Source organism: Streptomyces sp. NPDC002845, from assembly GCF_053591955.1.
This window is the reverse complement of record NZ_JBSFUU010000005.1, coordinates 85,653-105,308: the sequence shown is the minus strand read 5'-3', so window position 1 is coordinate 105,308 and position 19,656 is coordinate 85,653. Positions and strand designations below refer to the sequence as shown.

The window sequence follows — 19,656 nt, the reverse complement described above, 5'->3', positions numbered from 1 at the left end:
GGTCGCTTGCACCGGAGGGAACAGCCGGGAACCAGTCGCGTGCGTCACGCCCGCGAACCCGGGCCGAGCCTCACCCCCGCCGGGGCCGCGCCCGGACATGCATCCGCTCGCCCTGCGGCCCGAACAGGCTCAGGAACTCCACGGGCCCCTCCCCCGTCGACCCGAACCAGTGCGGCACCCGCGTGTCGAACTCGGCCGCCTCCCCCGCCCCCAGCACCACGTCATGTTCGCCCAGCACGAGCCGCAGCCGCCCGGAGAGGACGTACAGCCATTCGTACCCCTCGTGCACGCGCGGGTCCGGCTCCAGCCTGCGCCGTGGTTCGAGCACCTTGAAGGCCTGCAGCCCGCCGGGCTGGCGGGTGAGCGGCCAGTGCGTACGACCGTGCCGCCGAATCGGTTCGGCCCGCACCCGCGGATCGCCCACCGGTGGCGCACCGACCAGTTCGTCCAGGGGTACCTGATGCGCCCGCGCGATCGGCAGCAGCAGCTCCAGACTGGGCTTGCGCAGTCCCGACTCCAGCCGCGACAGCGTGCTCACCGAGATGCCGGTCGCCTCGGACAGCCCGGCCAGTGTGGCGCCGCGCTCCTTCCGGATCCGCCGCAGCCGGGGGCCGACCTCCGCGAGAACCTCGTCCGTGTCGTCGTCACTCATGACAGTCATTGCAGTTTCGGCAAACGTGTTTGTCAATACGGCAGTGGTTGGGCGACTGTCGACGTGGAGGTGGTCACCATGACCGACACATACGAAGTGATCGTCGTCGGAGGCGGCGCGGCCGGGCTGTCCGCCGCGCTGGTCCTCGGCCGGGCCCGGCGCCGCACGCTCGTCGTCGACGCGGGCGAACCGCGCAACGCGCCCGCCGCGCACATGCAGGGCTATCTGTCGCGGGACGGCATGCCGCCCGCCGAGTTCCTCGCCGTGGGGCGTGAGGAGATCGCGCGGTACGGCGTCGACCTGGTCCGCGACCGCGCGGTGGACGTCACCCGGGACGGGGACTTCACCGTGGTGCTCGCGAGCAGACGGACCGTCCGCGCCCGGCGGCTGGTCCTCGCGACCGGGCTCGTCGACGAGCTGCCCGGGGTGCCGGGCGTCGCCGAGCGCTTCGGGCGGGACGTGCTGCACTGCCCGTACTGCCACGGCTGGGAGGTCCGCGACCAGGCCTTCGGCGTGCTCACCTCGACCCCGGCGAGCGTGCACCAGGCACTGATGGTCTCCCAGTGGTCGAAGGACGTGACCCTGTTCCTGCACACGGTCACCGAGGACGAACTGCCGGACGAGGATCTGCGCCGGCTCGCCGCGGCCGGGGTCGCCTTCGTGCCGGGCGAGGTCGCGGGGCTCGTGGTCGACGACGGCCGGCTCACCGGGGTCCGGCTCGCCGACGGCACGGTGCACGATCGCGAGGTGCTGTTCGTCGCGCCCCGCGCCGTACCGCAGACCGACCTGTTCACGCGGCTCGGGGCGGAGCTGCGCGAGACCCCGTTCGGCAGCTATCCCGTGATCGACGCGACGGGCCTGACCACCGTCCCGGGCGTGTGGGCCGCGGGCAACGCCATCGGCTTCGCCGAGCAGGTCGTCAACGCGGCGGGCGCCGGATACCGGGCAGGCGCCACGATCAACGGCGACCTGCTGTTCGAGGACCTGGACGCGGCCGTCGGCTGAGCTCCTCGGGTGTCGGCCGGGAGCCTGAAGTCGCACCATGGCTGCATGCTGTTCGCCCGGCTCGCCCGTGTGTCCCAGGAGGTCGCCGCCACCTCGGCGCGGTCCCGGAAGACCGCTCTGCTCGCCGAGCTCTTCCGGGACGCGGAGGCGGACGACGTGCCGATCGTCATCCCGTATCTGGCCGGCCGCCTCCCCCAGGGGCGGCTCGGCATCGGCTGGAAGCTCCTGAACCAGCGGATCCCGCCCGCCGACGCACCCACGCTCACCGTGCGCGAGGTGGATGCCCGTCTGACGGAGATCGGCGGCGTCACCGGCAGCGGTTCCCAGGCCGAACGCAGGCGGCTGGTCGCCGAGCTGCTGGCGGCGGCCACCGACGACGAGCAGCGGTTCCTGTTCGGCCTGCTCACCGGCGAGGTGCGGCAGGGCGCCCTGGACGCGGTGGCCGTCGAGGGGCTCGCCGGGGCGACGGGGGCGCCCGCCGCGGACGTACGGCGTGCGGTGATGCTCGCGGGGTCACTGCAGGTGGTGGCACAGGCGCTGCTCGCCGAGGGGCCGCAGGCCCTGGAGAGCTTCCGGCTCACCGTCGGCCGCCCCGTCCTGCCGATGCTGGCGCACACCGCCTCCTCGGTGGCGGAAGCCGTCGAGAAGCTGGGCGCCTGCGCGGTCGAGGAGAAGCTGGACGGCATCCGCGTCCAGGTCCACCGCGACGGCGACGACGTACGGCTCTACACCCGCACCCTCGACGACATCACCGACCGGCTGCCCGAACTCACCTCCACCGCCCTGGAGTTGAAAGGCGAGCGGTTCATCCTCGACGGCGAGGTCATCGCGCTGGACGAGAACGGGCGGCCGCGCTCCTTCCAGGAGACCGCCGGGCGCGTGGGCTCGCGGGTGGACGTGGAGACGGCGGCCAGGGAAGTGCCCGTCTCGCCCGTCTTCTTCGACGCGCTGTCGGTCGACGGCCACGACCTCCTGGACCTGCCGTTCGCCGACCGCCACGCCGAGCTGTCCCGTCTCGTCCCCGAGCCGATGCGGGTACGGCGCACACTCGCGTACGGCGCCGAGGACCTCCCCGCGGCGGAGGACTTCCTCGCCGAGACACTGCGGCGCGGCCACGAGGGTGTCGTGGTGAAGGCCCTGGATGCCCCCTACAGCGCGGGCCGGCGCGGTGCCTCCTGGCTGAAGGTCAAGCCCGTGCACACCCTCGACCTGGTGGTCCTCGCCGCCGAGTGGGGTCACGGCCGCCGGACCGGCAAGCTGTCCAACCTGCACCTGGGCGCGCGCACCGCGGACGGGGGCTTCGCCATGCTCGGCAAGACCTTCAAGGGCCTGACCGACGCGCTGCTGACCTGGCAGACCGAGCGGCTGAAGGAGCTGGCCGTGGAGGACAACGGCTGGGTCGTGACCGTACGCCCCGAACTCGTCGTCGAGATCGCGTACGACGGTCTGCAGAGGTCCACCCGCTACCCGGCCGGCGTCACCCTCCGCTTCGCCCGCGTGATCCGCTACCGCGACGACAAGTCCCCCGCCGAGGCCGACACCGTCGAGACGCTGCTCGCCGCGCACCCGGAGGTCTCCCGGTGAGCCCGGCCGCGCGCCGCAGCGCGGGATTGCTGCTGTACCGGCGCACCGCCAACGGCCCTCAGGTGCTGCTCGGCCACATGGGCGGCCCGTTCTTCGCCCGCCGGGACGCGGGCGCGTGGACCGTGCCCAAGGGCGAGCACGACCCCGACGAGCCCGCGTGGGACGCGGCGCGCCGTGAGTTCCAGGAGGAGCTGGGGCTGGCACCGCCGGACGGGGAAGCCGTACCGCTGGGCGAGGTGCGGCAGGCGGGCGGCAAGGTCGTCACCGTATGGGCGGTGGAGGCGGATCTGGACCCGGCGACCGTGGTTCCGGGGACCTTCCGGATGGAGTGGCCCCGGGGATCGGGCCGCCTCCAGGACTTCCCCGAGCTGGACCGCGTGGAGTGGCTCAGCCTCGACCGGGCGCGGGCCGTGATCGTGAAGGCGCAGGCGGAGTTTCTCGACCGGCTGGTGGAGCACTCGGGCGGCGAGTGAGCCGAAGGGGCGTGCCCCGGAGGCGAACCGAGCCCTGAAGAGGAGGCCAGCCATGCCCATCGCGACGGTGAACCCGGCGAACGGCGAGACGCTCAAGACCTACGACGCCCTGGGCGAGGAAGAGATCGAGCGCAGGCTCGCGACGGCACAGAGCGCGTTCCGTACATACCGAACCACCACCTTCGCCGAGCGTGCCCGCCTCCTGCACAGGGCGGCCGACCTGCTCGACGAGGACGCGCAGGACATCGCGCGCGTGATGACGACCGAGATGGGCAAGCCGATCAAGCAGGCCCGCGCCGAGACCGCCAAGTGCGCGAAGGCGCTGCGCTGGTACGCCGACCACGCCGAGGAACTGCTCGCGGACGTGGAGCCCGCCGAAGCCGACGCCAAGGACTCCGGCGCGTCCCGCGTCCTGGTGCGCTACCGGCCGCTCGGCCCCGTGCTCGCCGTGATGCCGTGGAACTTCCCCCTCTGGCAGGTCGTCCGCTTCGCCGCGCCCGCGCTGATGGCGGGCAACGTGGGCCTGCTCAAACACGCCTCGAACGTGCCGCAGACCGCCCTCTACCTGGAGGACCTGTTCCACCGGGCGGGCTTCCCCGAGGGCTGCTTCCAGACGCTGCTGATCGGGACCGGCGAGGTCGAGGGCATCCTGCGCGACACCCGCGTCAAGGCGGCGACCCTCACCGGCAGCGAACCGGCCGGGCGGGCGGTCGCCTCGGTCGCCGGGGACGAGGTCAAGAAGACCGTGCTGGAGCTGGGCGGCAGCGACCCGTACATCGTGATGCCGTCGGCGGACATCGACCGGGCGGCGCGGACCGCGGTCACGGCGCGTGCGCAGAACACCGGGCAGTCCTGCATCGCCGCCAAGCGGTTCATCGTGCACGCGGACGTGTACGACACCTTCGCCGAACGGTTCACGGAGGGTATGCGGGCGCTGCGGGTGGGCGACCCGATGGACGAGGACACCGAGGTCGGCCCGCTCTCCAGCAAGCAGGGTCGCCACAACCTGGAGGAGCTGGTCGTCGACGCGGTGGAGAGAGGGGCCAGGGCCCTGTGCGGCGGCGCGCGCCTGGAGGGGTCCGGCTGGTACTACCCGCCGACCGTCCTCGCCGATGTCACCGCCGAGATGCGCATTCACCGGGAGGAGGCCTTCGGGCCGGTCGCCACGCTGTACCGGGTGGCCGGCCTGGACGAGGCGATTGCCGTCGCCAACGACACGCCGTTCGGGCTCAGCTCCAACGTGTGGACCCGGGACGGGACCGATGTCGACCGCTTCGTCCGGGATCTTGAAGCCGGCGGGGTGTACGTCAACGGGATGACGGCTTCCCACCCGGCGTTCCCGTTCGGCGGGGTCAAGCGGTCCGGCTACGGGCGTGAGCTGTCCGGGAACGGAATCCACGAGTTCTGCAACATCACCACGGTATGGCACGGAGCGTGAGCGTTCCGCAGTTACCATCCCATCTGTGAACCGCGAAGTGACTCTGCCTCTGATCGTCGACGACCGCGGCACGTTGCAGGTGGCGGCCGCCGACGTCAGCAAGCTGCTGCGCACGGTGGGCGGCCGGTGGCTGCATCTGGTGGAGGCCGGCCAGGACGGGCTCGACGAGGACACGGTGGCGGCCCTCACGATCGAGCTCGCCAAGCTGGCCGACCGTATCGACGTGGCCTGCATCGCACACAGCAGTGGGGGCGCCTCCCGTTAGCCATGGACGCGCCGGAACCTCGCCTCGTTCCCCGGTCTGGAGTAGTCCCGCGCGAGATCCCCGGTCCGCCGGGAGATCGTGGGTGAACGACCATAGGTCCGGCGGGCGAAGGCCTTCCGGATGGCGAAAGCAGGCGCGCTCCATGGCGACTTTGTGCAGACCGTCCGTCTCCGTCCCGGAATACGTGATCACGATGCAGGAGACGCTGGACCTGGCACGCTCCCGGCACCCGGATCACCCCCGACTCCCGCTCGCACTCCGGCTGATCGAGAACACCGGCGTCGAGACCCGGCACATCGTGCAGCCCATCGAGGAGACCCTCGAACACCCGGGCTTCAAGCACCGCAACAAGGTCTACGAGGCCGAGGCGAAGGCCCGTGTCCCGGCGGTGGTGCGGCGGGCGCTGGACGACGCGGAGCTGCTCCCCACCGACATCGACGTGATCATCTACGTGTCGTGCACCGGGTTCATGATGCCCTCGCTCACGGCCTGGCTGATCAACACGATGGACTTCCGCAGCGACACCCGGCAGATACCGATTGCGCAGCTGGGCTGTGCGGCCGGCGGCGAGGCGATCAACCGGGCGCACGACTTCTGTACGCCTACCCGGACGCCAACGCCCTCATCGTGGCCTGCGAGTTCTGCTCGCTGTGCTACCAGCCCACCGACCTCGGTGTCGGCTCGCTGCTGTCCAACGGCCTGTTCGGCGACGGCATCGCGGCGGCGGTCGTCCGGGGCAAGGGCGGCACCGGCATCAGTCTGGAGCGCAACGGCTCGTACCTGATCCCGGGGACCGAGGAGTGGATCATGTACGACGTCCGGGCCACCGGCTTCCACTTCCTGCTGGAAGAGCGGGTGCCGGCCACCATGGAGCCGCTCGCCCCCGCTCTCATGGAGCTCGCGGGACAGCACGGCTGGGACGCCACCGACCTCGACTTCTACATCGTCCACGCGGGCGGCCCGCGCATCCTGGACGACCTCAGCAAGTTCCTCCAGGTCCCGCCGGAGGCCTTCCGGTTCAGCCGGGCGACCCTCACCGAGTACGGCAACATCGCGAGCGGCGTCGTGCTGGACGCGCTGCGCCGGCTCTTCGACGAGGGCGGCGCCCCCGACTCCGCGCGCGGTCTGCTGGCCGGCTTCGGCCCCGGCATCACCGCCGAGATGGCTCTGGGCCGCTGGGTGATGGCCAAGGAGCCCTTCCCGACCACGAAGACCCACATGACGGAGCGCGCCACCGTATGACTGAGGAAACGATGACGGCACCGCTGCTCGGCACGATGCCGCCGGTACGCCACTGGCCCGCCCTCGACCTGAAGGGCACCGACTTCGATCCGGTCCTCGCCGAGCTGATGCGCGAGGGCCCGGTCACCCGCATCCAGCTGCCCAACGGTGAGGGCTGGGCCTGGCTGGTGACCCGCTACGACGATGTCCGCATGGTCGCCAACGACCCCCGGTTCAGCCGGGCCGAGGTCGTCGGGCGGCAGGTCACGCGGCTCGCCCCGCACTTCATCCCGACGCCGGACGCGGTGGGCCTCCTCGACCCGCCCGACCACACCCGGCTGCGCCGGTCGGTCGCGGCCGCGTTCACGGCGCGCGGGGTGGAGCGGCTGCGGGAGAGCGCCCGCGCCGTGCTGGACGAGCTGGTCGACGAGATGCTCCAGGACGGCCCGCCCGCCGACCTGACCGCGACGATCCTGAGTCCGTTCCCCATCGCCGTGATCTGCGAGCTGATGGGCGTCCCGGCCGCCGACCGCCACCTCTTGCACACCTGGACCCAGCTGATCCTGTCCTCCACGAACGGCGCGTCGGTCAGCGAGAAGGCCAGGGGCGAGATGGCCGTGTACTTCGGCCGGCTGATCGGCGACCGGCAGGGCGGCGGTGCGGGCGAGGACGTGACCTCACTGCTGGGCGCGGCCGTGGGCCGTGAGGAGCTGACGCTCGACGAGGCGGTCGGTCTGGCGGGCCTGATCCAGATCGGCGGCGAGGCGGTCACGAACAACTCCGGGCAGATGTTCCACGTTCTGCTCACCCGCCCCGACCTGTGCGAACGCCTGCTCATCGAACCGGAGTCGCGCCCGCAGGCCATCAACGAGCTGCTGCGCTGGATTCCGCACCGCAGCGCCGTCGGGCTCTCCCGGATCGCGACGGAGGACGTGGAGATCCAGGGCGTACGGATCCGGGCGGGCGACGCGATCTATGTGTCCTACCTGGCCGCCAACCGCGACCCGCAGGTCTTCCCGGACCCCGACCGCATCGACTTCTCGCGCAACCCCAACCCCCATGTGGCGTTCGGGTTCGGCCCGTACTACTGCGTGGGCGGCATGCTCGCCAAACTGGAGTCCGAGCTGCTCGTCGGCACGCTGCTGGACCGTGTTCCGGGCCTGCGACTGGGGGTTCCGGCCGGCCAGGTCCCGTTCAAGAAGGGCGCGCTGATCCGCGGGCCCGAGTCCCTGCCGGTCACGTGGTGAGCGCCTCATGACGGCAACCGAAGGGCTGCTCGTGCCGCCCGGCCACGGCCGCACGGTCCGCACACCCGCCCAGCAGGTCACCTTCAAGGTCACCGGCGCCCACTCCCGCACGGCCTCCAGCTTCGAGGTCCTCGTGCCCCCGGGCTTCGACGTGGGGGCCCATGTGCACACGCGCAGCGAGGAGTTGTTCTACGTCCTCGAAGGCGAGCTCGACGTGCTCGCCTTCGAGCCGCGCGTCCGGACCCCGGACAACTGGCAGCGCTGGGAGTCGACTTCGGGCAACCGGGTGGTCCGGGCCACCCCGGGCACGGTCATCGTCGTACCACCGGGGTGCCCGCACGCCTTCGCCAACCCCACCGGCGTACCGGCGAGGATGTTCTTCCATGCCTCCCCGCCGCCTGATCACGAGCGGTACTTCGAGGAGTTGCTGGAGATTCTCGACGCCGGTGGCGCACCGGACCACGAGGCGATCGAGGAGTTGCGGTCACGGTACGACATTCAGCAGCTGACTCCGCTCGGGCATCGTTAGAGCCTGTGTCACATCCCCGGCCGGGCGCCCGCCGCCTGGCCCGCACTCCCCCACTGCCTTAAGGGCGTGGGGGACCCCCAGCCGCGTTGCCGAAACGCCCACGTGGCTCCTCCCCCACGCTCGAACCGGCTTCGCTCGGCTCGCGCGGGGGCACCCCCATCGAGGGCACTCCGGCGCCTTGCGATCGCACGCTCCCCCACTCTCGGCTGCGCCCGAGCGGGGGGACCCCATGACGACGTGCGCGGATCCGACCGGGGATAGGACACAGGCTCTCAGCGGATCGGCATCCCCGACAGCGTACGGGCGATCACCAGTCGCTGGATCTCACTAGTGCCCTCGAAGATCGTGTAGATGGCCGCGTCACGGTGCATCCGCTCCACCGGGTACTCCCGGGTGTAGCCGTTGCCGCCGAGGATCTGCACCGCCTGAGCGGTGACCTTCTTGGCCGTCTCGCTCGCGAACAGCTTCGACATCGAGCCCTCGGCGGCGGTGAACCGCTTGCCGTTGATCGCCATCCACGAGGCCCGCCACACCAGCAGACGCGCGGCGTCGATGGACGTACGCATGTCGGCCAGCTGGAACGCGACGCCCTGGTTGTCGATGATCGGCCGCCCGAACTGCTCCCGCGTCTTGGCGTACTCGAGCGCCACCTCGTAGGCGGCTCGGGCCGTGCCCACGGCCATGGCGCCGACGGCCGGGCGGGACGCCTCGAACGTGGCCATGGCCGCGTTCTTCACGCGCTCGCCGTTGCCCGCCTTGGCCTTCTCCCGGGCACGGGCGAGGCGCTCGTCGAGCTTCTCCTTGCCGCCGAGGAGGCAGGAACCGGGCACACGGACGTTCTCCAGGACGACCTCGGCGGTGTGCGAGGCGCGGATGCCGTGCTTCTTGAACTTCTGGCCCTGGGACAGACCGGGAGTGTCCGGCGGGATGATGAAGGAGGCGTGCCCCTTGGAGCCGAGTTCGGGGTCGACGACCGCGACGACGACGTGGACGTTGGCGATGCCGCCGTTGGTCGCCCAGGTCTTGGTGCCGTTGATCACCCACTCGTCCTTGGCCTCGTCGTACACGGCACGCGTGCGCATGGAGGCGACGTCGGAGCCGGCGTCGGGCTCGGAGGAGCAGAAGGCGGCGACCTTGACATCGTTGACATCGCCGTACATCTGGGGAATCCAGGTGCCGATCTGCTCCTCGGTGCCGTTGGCGAGCACGCCGACGGCGGCGAGGCCGGTGCCGACGATGGAGAGGGCGATGCCCGCGTCACCCCAGAACAGCTCCTCCATGGCCATGGGGATGCCGAGGCCGGTGGGATCGAAGTACTGCTGGGCGTAGAAGTCCAGGGAGTAGATACCCACCTTGGCGGCTTCCTGGATGACCGGCCACGGAGTCTCCTCACGCTCGTCCCATTCGGCGGCCGCGGGGCGGATCACCTCGGCGGCGAACCCGTGGAGCCAGTCCCGGACCTCCTTCTGTTCGTCATTGAGCTCCATGGTGAACTCGGCCATGACCCCTCCAGCGATGCCCTAAGGTGTTACTTGCGGTAACTCCGAGTCTGTTACCGGCTGGTAGGAAAAGTCAACTCTCGAACCCCCTCGGCAGCCCGTTCGATCCGAAGGTGCCATTGGGTGTTAGTTTGCGCAGGCATCACCGAAATCAGCACGGGTGGGGAGAGGCTCATGGACACCACGCAGCGGACCGACCAGGAACGGTCCGCCGACCGCCGCCGGCGCGAGCTGCTGGAGGCCGCCGACAAGGTGGTGCTCCGCGACGGCCCCGGGGCGTCGATGAACGCCATCGCCGCCGAGGCGGGCATCACCAAGCCGATCCTCTACCGCCACTTCGGCGACAAGGGGGGACTGTACGCCGCCCTCGCCAAGCGTCACACGGACGCCCTCCTCGATTCACTGCGGGCGGCGCTGGACGCTCCGGCCGAGCGCCGCGAGCGGGTCGAGGCGACGCTCGACACCTATCTGGCAGCCATCGAGGCACGTCCCCAGGTATACCGCTTTCTGATGCATCCAGCGGAGGGCGGCCAGCCGGGCGACCAGGGCTTCGACGTGGGCCTGCACTCGGCGCCGCTGCTCCGCCGCATGGGCGAGGAACTCGGGACGGTCATCGAGGAGCGAGTCGACCTCGGCCCGGACAGCCGGCAGCTCGCCCGGGTGTGGGGACACGGCATCGTCGGCATGATGCATGCCGCCGGGGACTGGTGGCTGGGGGAACGGCCTTGCACACGTGCGGAGTTGGTGCGGAGTCTGGCGGATCTGCTGTGGGGGCGGCTGGCGGCGGCGGGGGACAAGGTCGGCGGTCCGGGGTTCTGAGGCGCCCTGAAGGGGCGCGGGGCTGTGACATGTGCGGCTCCTCCCCCACTCTCGGCTTCGCTTGAGCGAGGGGACCCCCATCGTGGGCGCGAGCAACCGCAGACGGCCCGCAGACGCTCATCGAACCTCAACGCCCCACGGCGCTCGCGCAGCCTGCCGCAGCACACGCCGCTTACGCCACCCCGAGAGACGGTCCACATACACCTGCCCCTCAAGATGATCGCACTCGTGCTGCAAGCACCGCGCGAAAAAGCCCGTGCCCCGCACCCGCACCGGCTCGCCCTCCCACGTCACGCCCTCGACCACGGCCTCGTCATACCGCTCCGTCCCCGCCTCCAGCCCCGGCAACGACAGACACCCCTCCGGCCCCCGCAGCACCACACCGTCCGTCTCGACGAGTCGAGGGTTGACCACATGGCCGACATGGCGGACGTCCTCGTCGTCCGGGCAGTCGTAGACAAAGACACGCAACGACCGGCCCACTTGATTGGCGGCGAGGCCGACCCCCTGGGCGGCATACATCGTGGCGAACATGTCCTCCACGAGATCCGCCAGTTCATGGCCGAAACCGCTGACCTCGTCACACGGTGCGTGCAACACGGGGTCACCCAGCACAGTCAGGGGGAGAACGCGCCCTCGGGCGCCCGGTATCGAGCCGTGTCGCATGGCCGTAAGAGTACGGTCCTCCCCCTTCGTTCCGGTGCCACGATGGTGCCGCGATTCGGGCGCGTGAGTGGATCTCGATAGGCTTTGGTCCACACGTTGCCGGTACTGGGCGCGACGGGGTACGCAAGGAGGATCGAGAACTGATGGCAGGCAACTCGGACCCGCTCACGCCGCGGGCCAAGCTGGCCGTGACGGCGGGCAAGGCGGTCGCGGCGGCATCGCGTGCCGCGGGCCGCGGCAGCGGATCGGTGATCGGCGGCCGGGTGGCGCTCAAACTGGACCCGGACCTCCTCGCCCGGCTCGCCCAGCACCTGGACGTCATCCTGGTGTCGGCGACCAACGGCAAGACCACGACCACCCGTCTGATCGCGGAGGCCCTGGGCGCCGCGGGCCCCGTCGTCTCGAACGCGCTCGGCGCCAACATGCCGGCCGGCATCACCTCGGCGCTCGCGGGCGGGTCGGACGCCAAGTTCGGTGTCGTCGAGGTCGACGAGAAGTACCTCGCGGGGGTGGCGCGGGACACCGACCCGAAGTGCATCGCCCTGCTCAACCTCTCCCGTGACCAGCTCGACCGCGCCGCCGAGACCCGGATGCTCGCCGAGAACTGGCGCGAGGGCCTGTCCGGTTCGAAGGCCGTCGTGGTGGCCAACGCCGACGACCCGCTGGTGGTGTGGGCCGCGTCCTCCTCCCCCAATGTGATCTGGGTCGCCGCGGGGCAGATGTGGAAGGACGACGCCTGGTCCTGCCCGTCCTGCGGCGGTGTGATGCAGCGTCCGGGCGACGACTGGTTCTGCGGCGAGTGCGGATTCCGGCGGCCGACGCCCAGCTGGGCGCTCTCCGGCGACCACGTCCTCGACCCGCACGGCTCGGCCTGGCCGATCCACCTCCAGCTGCCGGGCCGCGCCAACAAGGCCAACGCCACCTCCTCGGCCGCCGTCGCCGCCGTCTTCGGAGTGCCGCCGCAGGTCGCCCTGGAACGCATGTACCAGGTCCAGGCGGTGGCCGGGCGCTACGACGTCGTGCAGTTCATGCAGCGCGACCTGCGCCTGCTGCTCGCCAAGAACCCCGCGGGCTGGCTGGAGACGTTCTCGCTGATCGACCCGCCGCCGACCCCGGTGATCCTTTCCGTGAACGCGCGCGGCGCCGACGGCACCGACACCTCCTGGTTGTGGGATGTCGACTACGCGCGACTGACCGGCCACCCGATCTTCGTCATCGGCGACCGCAAGCTGGACCTCGCGGTGCGCCTGGAGGTGGCGAACCAGCACTTCCAGGTCTGCGAGAACGTCGACCAGGCCGTGCAGATGGCCCCGCCCGGCCGGATCGAGGTCATCGCGAACTACACCGCGTTCCAGGACCTGCGCCGCCGCGTGGGCAACTGACCAAGAAGGACGATCACTTCATGAGTGACAACAGCCTGCGGGTCGTCTGGGTCTACCCGGACCTGCTCAGCACCTACGGCGACCAGGGCAACGTCCTCGTCGTGGAGCGCCGGGCCCACCAGCGCGGCCTCGACGTGGCGCGCCTCGACGTGCGCAGCGACCAGCCGATCCCCACCTCCGGAGACATCTATCTGATCGGCGGCGGCGAGGACCGCCCCCAGCGGCTCGCGGCCGAGCGGCTGCGCCGCGACGGCGGACTGCACCGCGCGGCCGGCAACGGCGCGATCATCTTCTCGGTCTGCGCCGGGTACCAGATCCTCGGCCACGAGTTCATCAACGACCTCGGCCAGCGCGAGCCCGGCCTCGGCCTGCTCGACGTGGTCTCGGCGCGCGGCGAGGGCGAGCGCTGCGTCGGCGACGTGCTCGGGGACATCGACCCGCGCCTCGCGCTGCCCCCGCTGACCGGCTTCGAGAACCACCAGGGCATCACCCACCTCGGCCCCACCGCGCGCCCCTTGGCGCAGGTGCGCCTCGGCAAGGGCAACGGCACGGGTGACGGCACGGAGGGCGCGTACAACGACACGGTCTTCGGCACGTACATGCACGGACCCGTGCTCGCCAGGAACCCGCAGATCGCGGACCTGCTGCTGAAGCTGGCCCTCGACGTCAACGCGCTGCCGCCGACCGACGACCGCTGGTACGAGGCGCTGCGCAACGAGCGGATCGAGGCGGCTCAGGAGCAGCCCGCGTAAGGCTGGAGGCCCGGTGGGGCGTGTGAGAAACGGTTCCTCAGTGCCCGTCCGGCAGCCCGTCTGACAAGGGCTCCGCTCACGTGTGCGGGGGCGTCCAGCAGGCGGACGCCCGGTACGGCCCCACCCCCTGCCGCCGGTAGGGTGGCGGGGACTCCTGCCGGACAGCGTGGTCCGGTCCCCGGCCCACGTTGAGAAGGTATTTCGGGCTATGCGCATTGGTGTCCTCACGTCCGGCGGCGACTGCCCCGGGCTGAACGCCGTCATCCGGTCCGTCGTACACCGCGCCGTCGTCGACCACGGCGACGAGGTCATCGGCTTCCGGGACGGCTGGAAGGGTCTCCTGGAGTGCGACTACCTCAAGCTCGACCTCGACGCGGTGGGCGGCATCCTCGCCCGCGGCGGCACCATCCTCGGCTCCTCCCGGGTCCGCCCCGAGCATCTGCGCGACGGTGTGGAGCGGGCCAAGGGCCATGTCGAGGAACTCGGACTCGACGCGATCATCCCGATCGGCGGTGAGGGCACCCTCAAGGCGGCCCGGCTGCTGTCCGACAGCGGCCTGCCCATCGTCGGCGTGCCGAAGACCATCGACAACGACATCGCGGTCACGGACGTCACCTTCGGCTTCGACACGGCCGTCGGTGTGGCGACCGAGGCCCTGGACCGGCTGAAGACCACCGCCGAGTCCCACCAGCGCGTGCTGATCGTGGAGGTCATGGGCCGCCACACCGGCTGGATCGCGCTGCACTCGGGCATGGCAGCCGGTGCCCATGCGGTCGTCGTCCCCGAACGCCCCTTCGACATCGAGGAGTTGGCCGCGCGTGTCGGCGAACGCTTCGAGGCGGGCAAGCGGTTCGCGATCGTCGTCGCCGCCGAGGGCGCCAAGCCCAAGGCGGACACCATGGAGTTCGACGAGGGCGGCAAGGACGTCTACGGTCACGAACGGTTCGCCGGGATCGCCCGCCAGCTGTCGATCGAGCTGGAGCAGCGCCTCGGCAAGGAGGCCCGCCCGGTCATCCTCGGGCACGTCCAGCGGGGCGGTACTCCGACGGCGTACGACCGTGTCCTCGCCACCCGGTTCGGCTGGCACGCCGTGGAGGCCGTGCACCGCGGGGAGTTCGGGCAGATGACCGCGCTGCGCGGCACGGACATCGTGATGGTGCCGCTGGCGGAGGCGGTCAGGACGCTCAAGACCGTTCCGGAGGAGCGGTACGCCGAGGCGCAGTGCGTCCTCTGAGCCGTACGTAGCTGAAACCGCCCCCGGTCGCGAGCGCGGCCGGGGGCGGTTCTACCCTGGTGCGGACAGATGGCGCACAACCAGTACGAACCAGGAGCCGGCGGATGGATCACAGCGGGCACGGCACGACCATGGATCTGCCGCCGTTCACGCTGGGGCGCGGGCTCGAATGGTCGGCGGACCCGTTCTTCCTCATCGGCTGCCTGGTGGCGCTGGGCCTGTACGGCTGGGGGGTCGCGCGGCTCGTCCGGCGCGGTGACAAGTGGCCGGTGGGCCGCACGGTCGCGTTCACCGTCGGGGTGCTGACCGTCCTGCTGGCGATGTGCACCAAGCTGAACGACTACGGCATGGTCATGTTCAGCGTGCACATGGTGCAGCACATGGTGATCAGCATGCTCTCCCCCATCCTGCTGCTGCTCGGTGCGCCGATCACCCTGGCGCTGCGCGCGCTGCCGGTCGCGGGACGGGACCGCAAGGGCCCGCGCGAACTGCTGCTGGCACTGCTGCACAGCCGCTACATGCGTATCGTCACGCACCCCGTGTTCACCATCCCGATGTTCATCGCGAGCCTGTACGCGCTGTACTTCACACCGCTCTTCGACTTCCTGATGGGCTCCAAGCCGGGGCACATCACGATGATGGTGCACTTCCTCGCGGTCGGCCTGGCCTTCTTCTGGCCGATCATGGGCGTGGACCCCGGTCCGCACCGCCCCGGTTATCTGATGCGGATGCTGGAGCTGTTCGCGGGCATGCCGTTCCACGCGTTCTTCGGTATCGCGTTGATGATGGCGTCCGAGCCGATGGTGGAGACGTACAAGAACCCGCCGGCCTCGCTCGGCATCGACGCCCTCTCCGACCAGAACATGGCGGGCGGCATCGCCTGGGCGTTCAGTGAGATCCCCTCCGTGCTGGTGCTGATCGCGCTGCTGTTCCAGTGGTACGCCTCCGACCAGCGCCAGGCCCGCCGTCAGGACCGTGCCGCGGACCGCGACGGCGACAAGGAGCTGGCGGCGTACAACGCCTATCTGGCCTCACTCAACGCACGCGGTCGCTGAGTTTCCTTTCCTCCGTCACACCCCTTTTCCTTCTTCGGGTCACTCGCCCCACTCGCATAATTCCCCTTGACTGAAAGGCTTTTCCATTCAGTAGCATGATGTGTGAGCCCTGCTTCCGCTCTGCAGGGTGACGGGGGAACCGCCGGGGGGGAGCGGTCATGACAATGCGCACATGTTTGCGAAAGGCCGGTAAATCAGCGGCTCGAAGGCTCGCTTTTCTGCTGGTGGGGGGTCTGATCCTCAGCGGATGCACCGAGGGTCAGCGGTCGTTCGTGGTGAAGGCCGTCGCTGTCGGCGTTCCTTCTCTCGCACCTTTTTTCGATGAGGGTAGCGGACTGGGCGAGGACCAGCCCGATGTCCTGTCCGAGCAGCCGCGGAGCGGCCTGCAACAGGGCAACACGCCTGGTCTGTACGGGGGGACACGCAAGCCGAAGGTCTGTGACGTCGACCGGCTGAAGGATTTCCTCACCGATCCCGGGAACCGGCGAAAGGCCCAGGAATGGGCTCGTGTCGTGGGCATTACCCCTGACCGGATCGACGGCTACCTCGATTCGCTCACTCCCGTCCTGTTGCGTCACGACACTCTCGTAAAGAACCACGACTACAAGAAAGGCAAGGCGGTCGCCTTCGACGCATTGCTGGAGGCGGGAATCGCGATTCTGGTGGACGAGCAGGGGCTGCCCGCCGTGAAGTGCTCGTGCGGAAATCCGTTGCGTACCTTCGACAAGAATCCGCGGAATATGACGGTCAAGTTCCAGGACGGCAACGAAGAGTGGGAGGGCTACGACCGTTCCGCCGTGCTCACCGTCAAACCCTCGTCCCAGCCGCTGAAGCAGATCGCGCTCGTCGACGTGGAGGACCCGCAGCTGGGCATCAACCGCCAGGTCGGCGACGACGAGGGCGCGAACGACGAGGCGTTCGACACGAGCGAAGAGCGTGCCGTTCCGGACGTGACCGACATGACCTTCGCCGCCGCCAGTCAGCGGCTGTCCGAGGAGGGCCTCGCCGCCGGCCACACCGGGGACGAACTGCCGCCCGGGGACGCGGTGGTGACCGGGTCCGATCCGGGGCCGACGACGCCTCTGCCGTTCGGGGCGTATGTGATGTTGAGCGTCGACCAGGGGTCCTCCGGGGGGTCGGGTTCGGGTGAGGGCTACGACTCCGGCTCCTCGGAGACGGAGACGGATCCGGATCCCGGCAGCACGGACACCTCGGATCCGGATCCCGGCACCACCGACCCCTCGGAGCCGGAGTCCTCGCCGGGCGGGGCCGGGGAATCGTCACCGGGCGAGGAGTCACCGTCGGGAGGCGGAGACACACCAGGGGCCGGGAACACACCTGGAGGTGGCGACACACCGGGTGGTGGCAACACTGCGGGTGATGGCAACGCACCTGGAGGTGGAGACACCCCCGGAGGCGGCGACCCACCAAGTGGCGGCGGCACCCCCGGAGGCGAAGACACACCAGGCGGCGGCATCACCCCGTCGGGCAGTGAGTCGACGCCCGTCGAGAAGCCGCCGCCCCCGGACCCCATGGACCCGGCGCCCACCACGTCGAGCGCACGGCCCCCCGATCCCGCGCCCGACGACCCGGTGTTCAGCGAACCGGCATCCAGCGGCCCTGTGTCGAGCGAACCGGTGTCGTCCGGTGACCCGGCCGCCCCCGACGTCCCCGCCGAGAGCCCGGTCCAGGCACAGGCGAGGCACCGCCCAGGCACCGCGGAATCCCGGGAGTGACCCGATGGCATCAGGATCACCGCAGTCGGGAGTCGGCCGGGTCATCGCCGACCGGTACCTCCTGCTGAACCGGCTGGGCAGCGGCGGCATGGGCCATGTCTGGCTGGCCCACGACCAGCAGCTGGCCTGTGAGGTCGCGCTCAAGGAGATCGTGTTCCGTGACCCGGCCGAGGCCGACCTGGACCGCGCGGCCCGGGTCGCGCGGGCCCGCGCCGAGGCCCGGCACGCCGCCGGGCTGCGCGGCCACCCGCACGTGGTGACCGTGCACGACGTGCTGGAGCACGAGGGCCTGCCCTGGATCGTCATGGAGTACGTGGCGGGCGCCCTCGACCTGCGCGCCCTGGTCACCCGGCGCGGGCCCCTCGCCCCCGCCGAGTGCGCCCGCATCGGGCTGGCCGTGCTGGACGCGCTGACCGCCGGGCACGAGCGGGGCGTCATGCACCGGGACGTGAAGCCGGCCAACATCCTCCTGGCGCCCGACCGCACCGGGTCGCCGTACGCCCGGATCCTGCTCACCGACTACGGCATCTCCGTGCAGCCGGACGGCGGCGAGACCCGGTACACGCGCACGTCCGTGCTGGTCGGCACCGCCGGGTATCTGGCCCCGGAGCGGGCGCAGGGCGGGCCGCCGACGGCCGCGGCCGACCTGTTCTCGCTGGGCTGCACGCTCTACTACGCCGTCGAGGGGTACAGCCCCTTCGAGCGGGACTCGGAGCTCGCGGCGCTCACCGCGGTCGTACTGGAGGAGCCGCGTCCGACGCTGCGGGCGGGCGCCTTGGAAGCGGTGCTGGCCGCCATGCTCGCCAAGGACCCCGTCCACCGGATCGCCGTGGAGGAGGCCGAGGCCGCCCTGTCCGCGATCGTGACGCCGCAGACGCACCCCCGGACCCAGCTCGACCTGGGGTCGCAGCCGCAGTGGGCGGACGGGGCGACACGGACGGCGGCCCCTCGGAACCCCGGCCCCGCCGAACCCTGGTACGGCCCGTCCGCCGCGCAGGGGTCCTCGGCACCGCCGGTCCGCGAGGAGTGGCCCGTCCGCCACGAGACCCCGCTCGCCTGGCCTGCCCCACGTGCCACGGTCACGGGCACCGGACGTCGCCGGCGTCAGCGCTCCCGTGTCGTGCAAGCCGTCGTGGCGTCCGCGCTCGGGCTGGCCCTCCTGGGCGGCGGGGCCTGGTACGCGATGGGGATACTGCCGGAGGACGGCGATGCCGACGGGAAGCCGTACGGGGACGCCGTCGGGCTGACCGAACCGCTCAAGGACGGCGATTGCGTGAACGCCGCCTGGCCGGACGCGCCCTTCACCGGCACGCCCCGGCTCCAGGTCGTACGGCAGTGCGTCAGCCACGACACCGACGGACAGGTGATGGCGGTGTACGAGGCCGCCTCCGCTCAGGACGCCCGCGCGGGCGGCGCCGCCCAGTGCGAGCAGCTCACCGAGGAGGCCCGCGAGAAGCTCGCGGACATCCGTACGTACGCCGTGATCCCGACCGACGACGGCTTCGACACCGCCGGGCACCGCGTCGTGTGTCTGCTGATGGGCGCGCACCGGCCGGTGTTCGGGCCGATCGGGGACCATCGCGAGCCGGGCATGAAGTTCATCGACACGGCCACCATGCAGAAGCAGGACTGCCTCGACCAGCTCAGCGACACCGGCGCCCGGCTCGTGTCCTGCGAGGAACCGCACGACGAGCGGGTGCTCGGATTCACCCGGATGGCCCCGGAGACGACGTTCGAGGAGGCGAAGAACCGGGCGCGCGCGGCCTGCGAGAGGGATCTGCCGCCGGAGGACTACGGGTACGACCCCAGTTTCTACGCCTCCGACTACTGGATCAGCGACAACGGCTGGAAGAGGACCACTCATTTCGTCGTATGCACTGTTGTTCCCGAAAACGGGGGCACCATGGAGGGTGACGAAGTCTGAGGAGGGTGTCGCGATGCCCGGTTCTACGAAGGCGATGGGGGTGCTCACCGTCGGTGGGCTCGTCGTGGTGACGGCCTATTCGGTGGCCCTCGGGTCGAACGGCTGGCTGTGGTTCGGCTGGGTGGTCCTCGGCATGATCACACTGGGCATGGTGGCATCGCGCAGCACCTGAGCG

At 70.7% G+C, this 19,656-nt stretch carries 18 protein-coding genes and 1 pseudogene; 16 read left to right on the top strand and 3 right to left on the bottom strand.

What is annotated here, in order from left to right:
* Positions 1 to 70: 70 nt before the first annotated feature.
* Positions 71 to 652, bottom strand: coding sequence for a helix-turn-helix domain-containing protein (locus ACWD3C_RS05115; RefSeq protein WP_451140198.1), 582 nt, complete (start codon positions 650 to 652; stop codon positions 71 to 73).
* A gap of 78 nt (positions 653 to 730) precedes the next feature.
* Between ACWD3C_RS05115 and ACWD3C_RS05110 the strand changes: the two genes are divergently transcribed.
* The 8 genes and pseudogenes from ACWD3C_RS05110 (at position 731) to ACWD3C_RS05075 (ending at position 8,414) form a co-directional block, all read left to right on the top strand.
* Positions 731 to 1,657: an NAD(P)/FAD-dependent oxidoreductase gene (locus ACWD3C_RS05110; protein WP_451140196.1), complete on the top strand. Its 927-nt coding sequence runs from the start codon at positions 731 to 733 to the stop codon at positions 1,655 to 1,657.
* A gap of 45 nt (positions 1,658 to 1,702) precedes the next feature.
* A complete protein-coding gene (locus tag ACWD3C_RS05105; RefSeq protein ID WP_451140194.1) occupies positions 1,703 to 3,241 on the top strand; it encodes an ATP-dependent DNA ligase in 1,539 nt (512 codons plus the stop codon).
* Positions 3,238 to 3,714 (top strand): NUDIX domain-containing protein, encoded by a 477-nt coding sequence (locus ACWD3C_RS05100; RefSeq protein WP_451140192.1) that lies wholly within the window; start codon positions 3,238 to 3,240, stop codon positions 3,712 to 3,714. Before ACWD3C_RS05105 ends, ACWD3C_RS05100 begins: the two co-directional genes overlap by 4 nt.
* 52 nt (positions 3,715 to 3,766) lie before the next feature.
* Entirely contained in the window at positions 3,767 to 5,152 is a 1,386-nt protein-coding gene (locus tag ACWD3C_RS05095; protein WP_451140190.1) for an NADP-dependent succinic semialdehyde dehydrogenase, read from the top strand.
* Positions 5,153 to 5,177: 25 nt separating this feature from the next.
* Positions 5,178 to 5,417, top strand: a complete 240-nt coding sequence (locus ACWD3C_RS05090; RefSeq protein WP_451140188.1) for a DUF6213 family protein — start codon at positions 5,178 to 5,180, stop codon at positions 5,415 to 5,417.
* A 142-nt stretch (positions 5,418 to 5,559) separates the two neighbouring features.
* Positions 5,560 to 6,659: pseudogene (locus ACWD3C_RS05085) on the top strand (type III polyketide synthase).
* Complete coding sequence (locus ACWD3C_RS05080; protein WP_451140186.1) at positions 6,656 to 7,885, top strand: cytochrome P450; 1,230 nt, start codon at positions 6,656 to 6,658, stop codon at positions 7,883 to 7,885. The pseudogene ACWD3C_RS05085 and the gene ACWD3C_RS05080 overlap by 4 nt, the downstream one beginning before the upstream one ends.
* A gap of 7 nt (positions 7,886 to 7,892) precedes the next feature.
* Entirely contained in the window at positions 7,893 to 8,414 is a 522-nt protein-coding gene (locus ACWD3C_RS05075; protein WP_451140184.1) for a cupin domain-containing protein, read from the top strand.
* 272 nt (positions 8,415 to 8,686) lie between these two features.
* Here ACWD3C_RS05075 and ACWD3C_RS05070 read toward each other — a convergent pair whose 3' ends face one another.
* On the bottom strand, positions 8,687 to 9,916 hold the full coding sequence (locus ACWD3C_RS05070) for an acyl-CoA dehydrogenase family protein (protein ID WP_451140182.1): 1,230 nt from the start codon (positions 9,914 to 9,916) through the stop codon (positions 8,687 to 8,689).
* Positions 9,917 to 10,087: 171 nt separating this feature from the next.
* Here ACWD3C_RS05070 and ACWD3C_RS05065 point away from each other — a divergent pair, with 171 nt between their 5' ends.
* Positions 10,088 to 10,732, top strand: coding sequence for a TetR family transcriptional regulator (locus tag ACWD3C_RS05065; protein ID WP_451140180.1), 645 nt, complete (start codon positions 10,088 to 10,090; stop codon positions 10,730 to 10,732).
* A gap of 117 nt (positions 10,733 to 10,849) precedes the next feature.
* Here ACWD3C_RS05065 and def read toward each other — a convergent pair whose 3' ends face one another.
* Entirely contained in the window at positions 10,850 to 11,398 is a 549-nt protein-coding gene (gene def, locus ACWD3C_RS05060; protein WP_451140178.1) for a peptide deformylase, read from the bottom strand.
* A gap of 143 nt (positions 11,399 to 11,541) precedes the next feature.
* On the opposite strand from def, the gene ACWD3C_RS05055 reads away from it, so the two are divergent.
* The 7 genes from ACWD3C_RS05055 (at position 11,542) to ACWD3C_RS05025 (ending at position 19,653) form a co-directional block, all read left to right on the top strand.
* Positions 11,542 to 12,780 carry a MurT ligase domain-containing protein gene (locus tag ACWD3C_RS05055; protein WP_451140176.1) on the top strand — a complete coding sequence of 413 codons (1,239 nt, stop codon included), beginning with the start codon at positions 11,542 to 11,544 and terminating at the stop codon, positions 12,778 to 12,780.
* 20 nt (positions 12,781 to 12,800) lie between these two features.
* The gene (locus tag ACWD3C_RS05050) at positions 12,801 to 13,532 is read left to right on the top strand and encodes a type 1 glutamine amidotransferase (protein ID WP_451140174.1); all 732 of its coding nucleotides are present in this window, start codon (positions 12,801 to 12,803) and stop codon (positions 13,530 to 13,532) included.
* Positions 13,533 to 13,740: 208 nt separating this feature from the next.
* Positions 13,741 to 14,766 carry a 6-phosphofructokinase gene (locus tag ACWD3C_RS05045; protein WP_451140172.1) on the top strand — a complete coding sequence of 342 codons (1,026 nt, stop codon included), beginning with the start codon at positions 13,741 to 13,743 and terminating at the stop codon, positions 14,764 to 14,766.
* 104 nt (positions 14,767 to 14,870) lie between these two features.
* On the top strand, positions 14,871 to 15,821 hold the full coding sequence (locus tag ACWD3C_RS05040; RefSeq protein ID WP_451140170.1) for a cytochrome c oxidase assembly protein: 951 nt from the start codon (positions 14,871 to 14,873) through the stop codon (positions 15,819 to 15,821).
* A 158-nt stretch (positions 15,822 to 15,979) separates the two neighbouring features.
* Entirely contained in the window at positions 15,980 to 17,557 is a 1,578-nt protein-coding gene (locus tag ACWD3C_RS05035) for a DUF6777 domain-containing protein (RefSeq protein ID WP_451140168.1), read from the top strand.
* Positions 17,558 to 17,561: 4 nt separating this feature from the next.
* On the top strand, positions 17,562 to 19,481 hold the full coding sequence (locus tag ACWD3C_RS05030) for a protein kinase domain-containing protein (protein WP_451140166.1): 1,920 nt from the start codon (positions 17,562 to 17,564) through the stop codon (positions 19,479 to 19,481).
* A 13-nt stretch (positions 19,482 to 19,494) separates the two neighbouring features.
* Positions 19,495 to 19,653 carry a hypothetical protein gene (locus ACWD3C_RS05025; protein WP_451140164.1) on the top strand — a complete coding sequence of 53 codons (159 nt, stop codon included), beginning with the start codon at positions 19,495 to 19,497 and terminating at the stop codon, positions 19,651 to 19,653.
* The last annotated feature ends 3 nt before the right edge of the window (positions 19,654 to 19,656 follow it).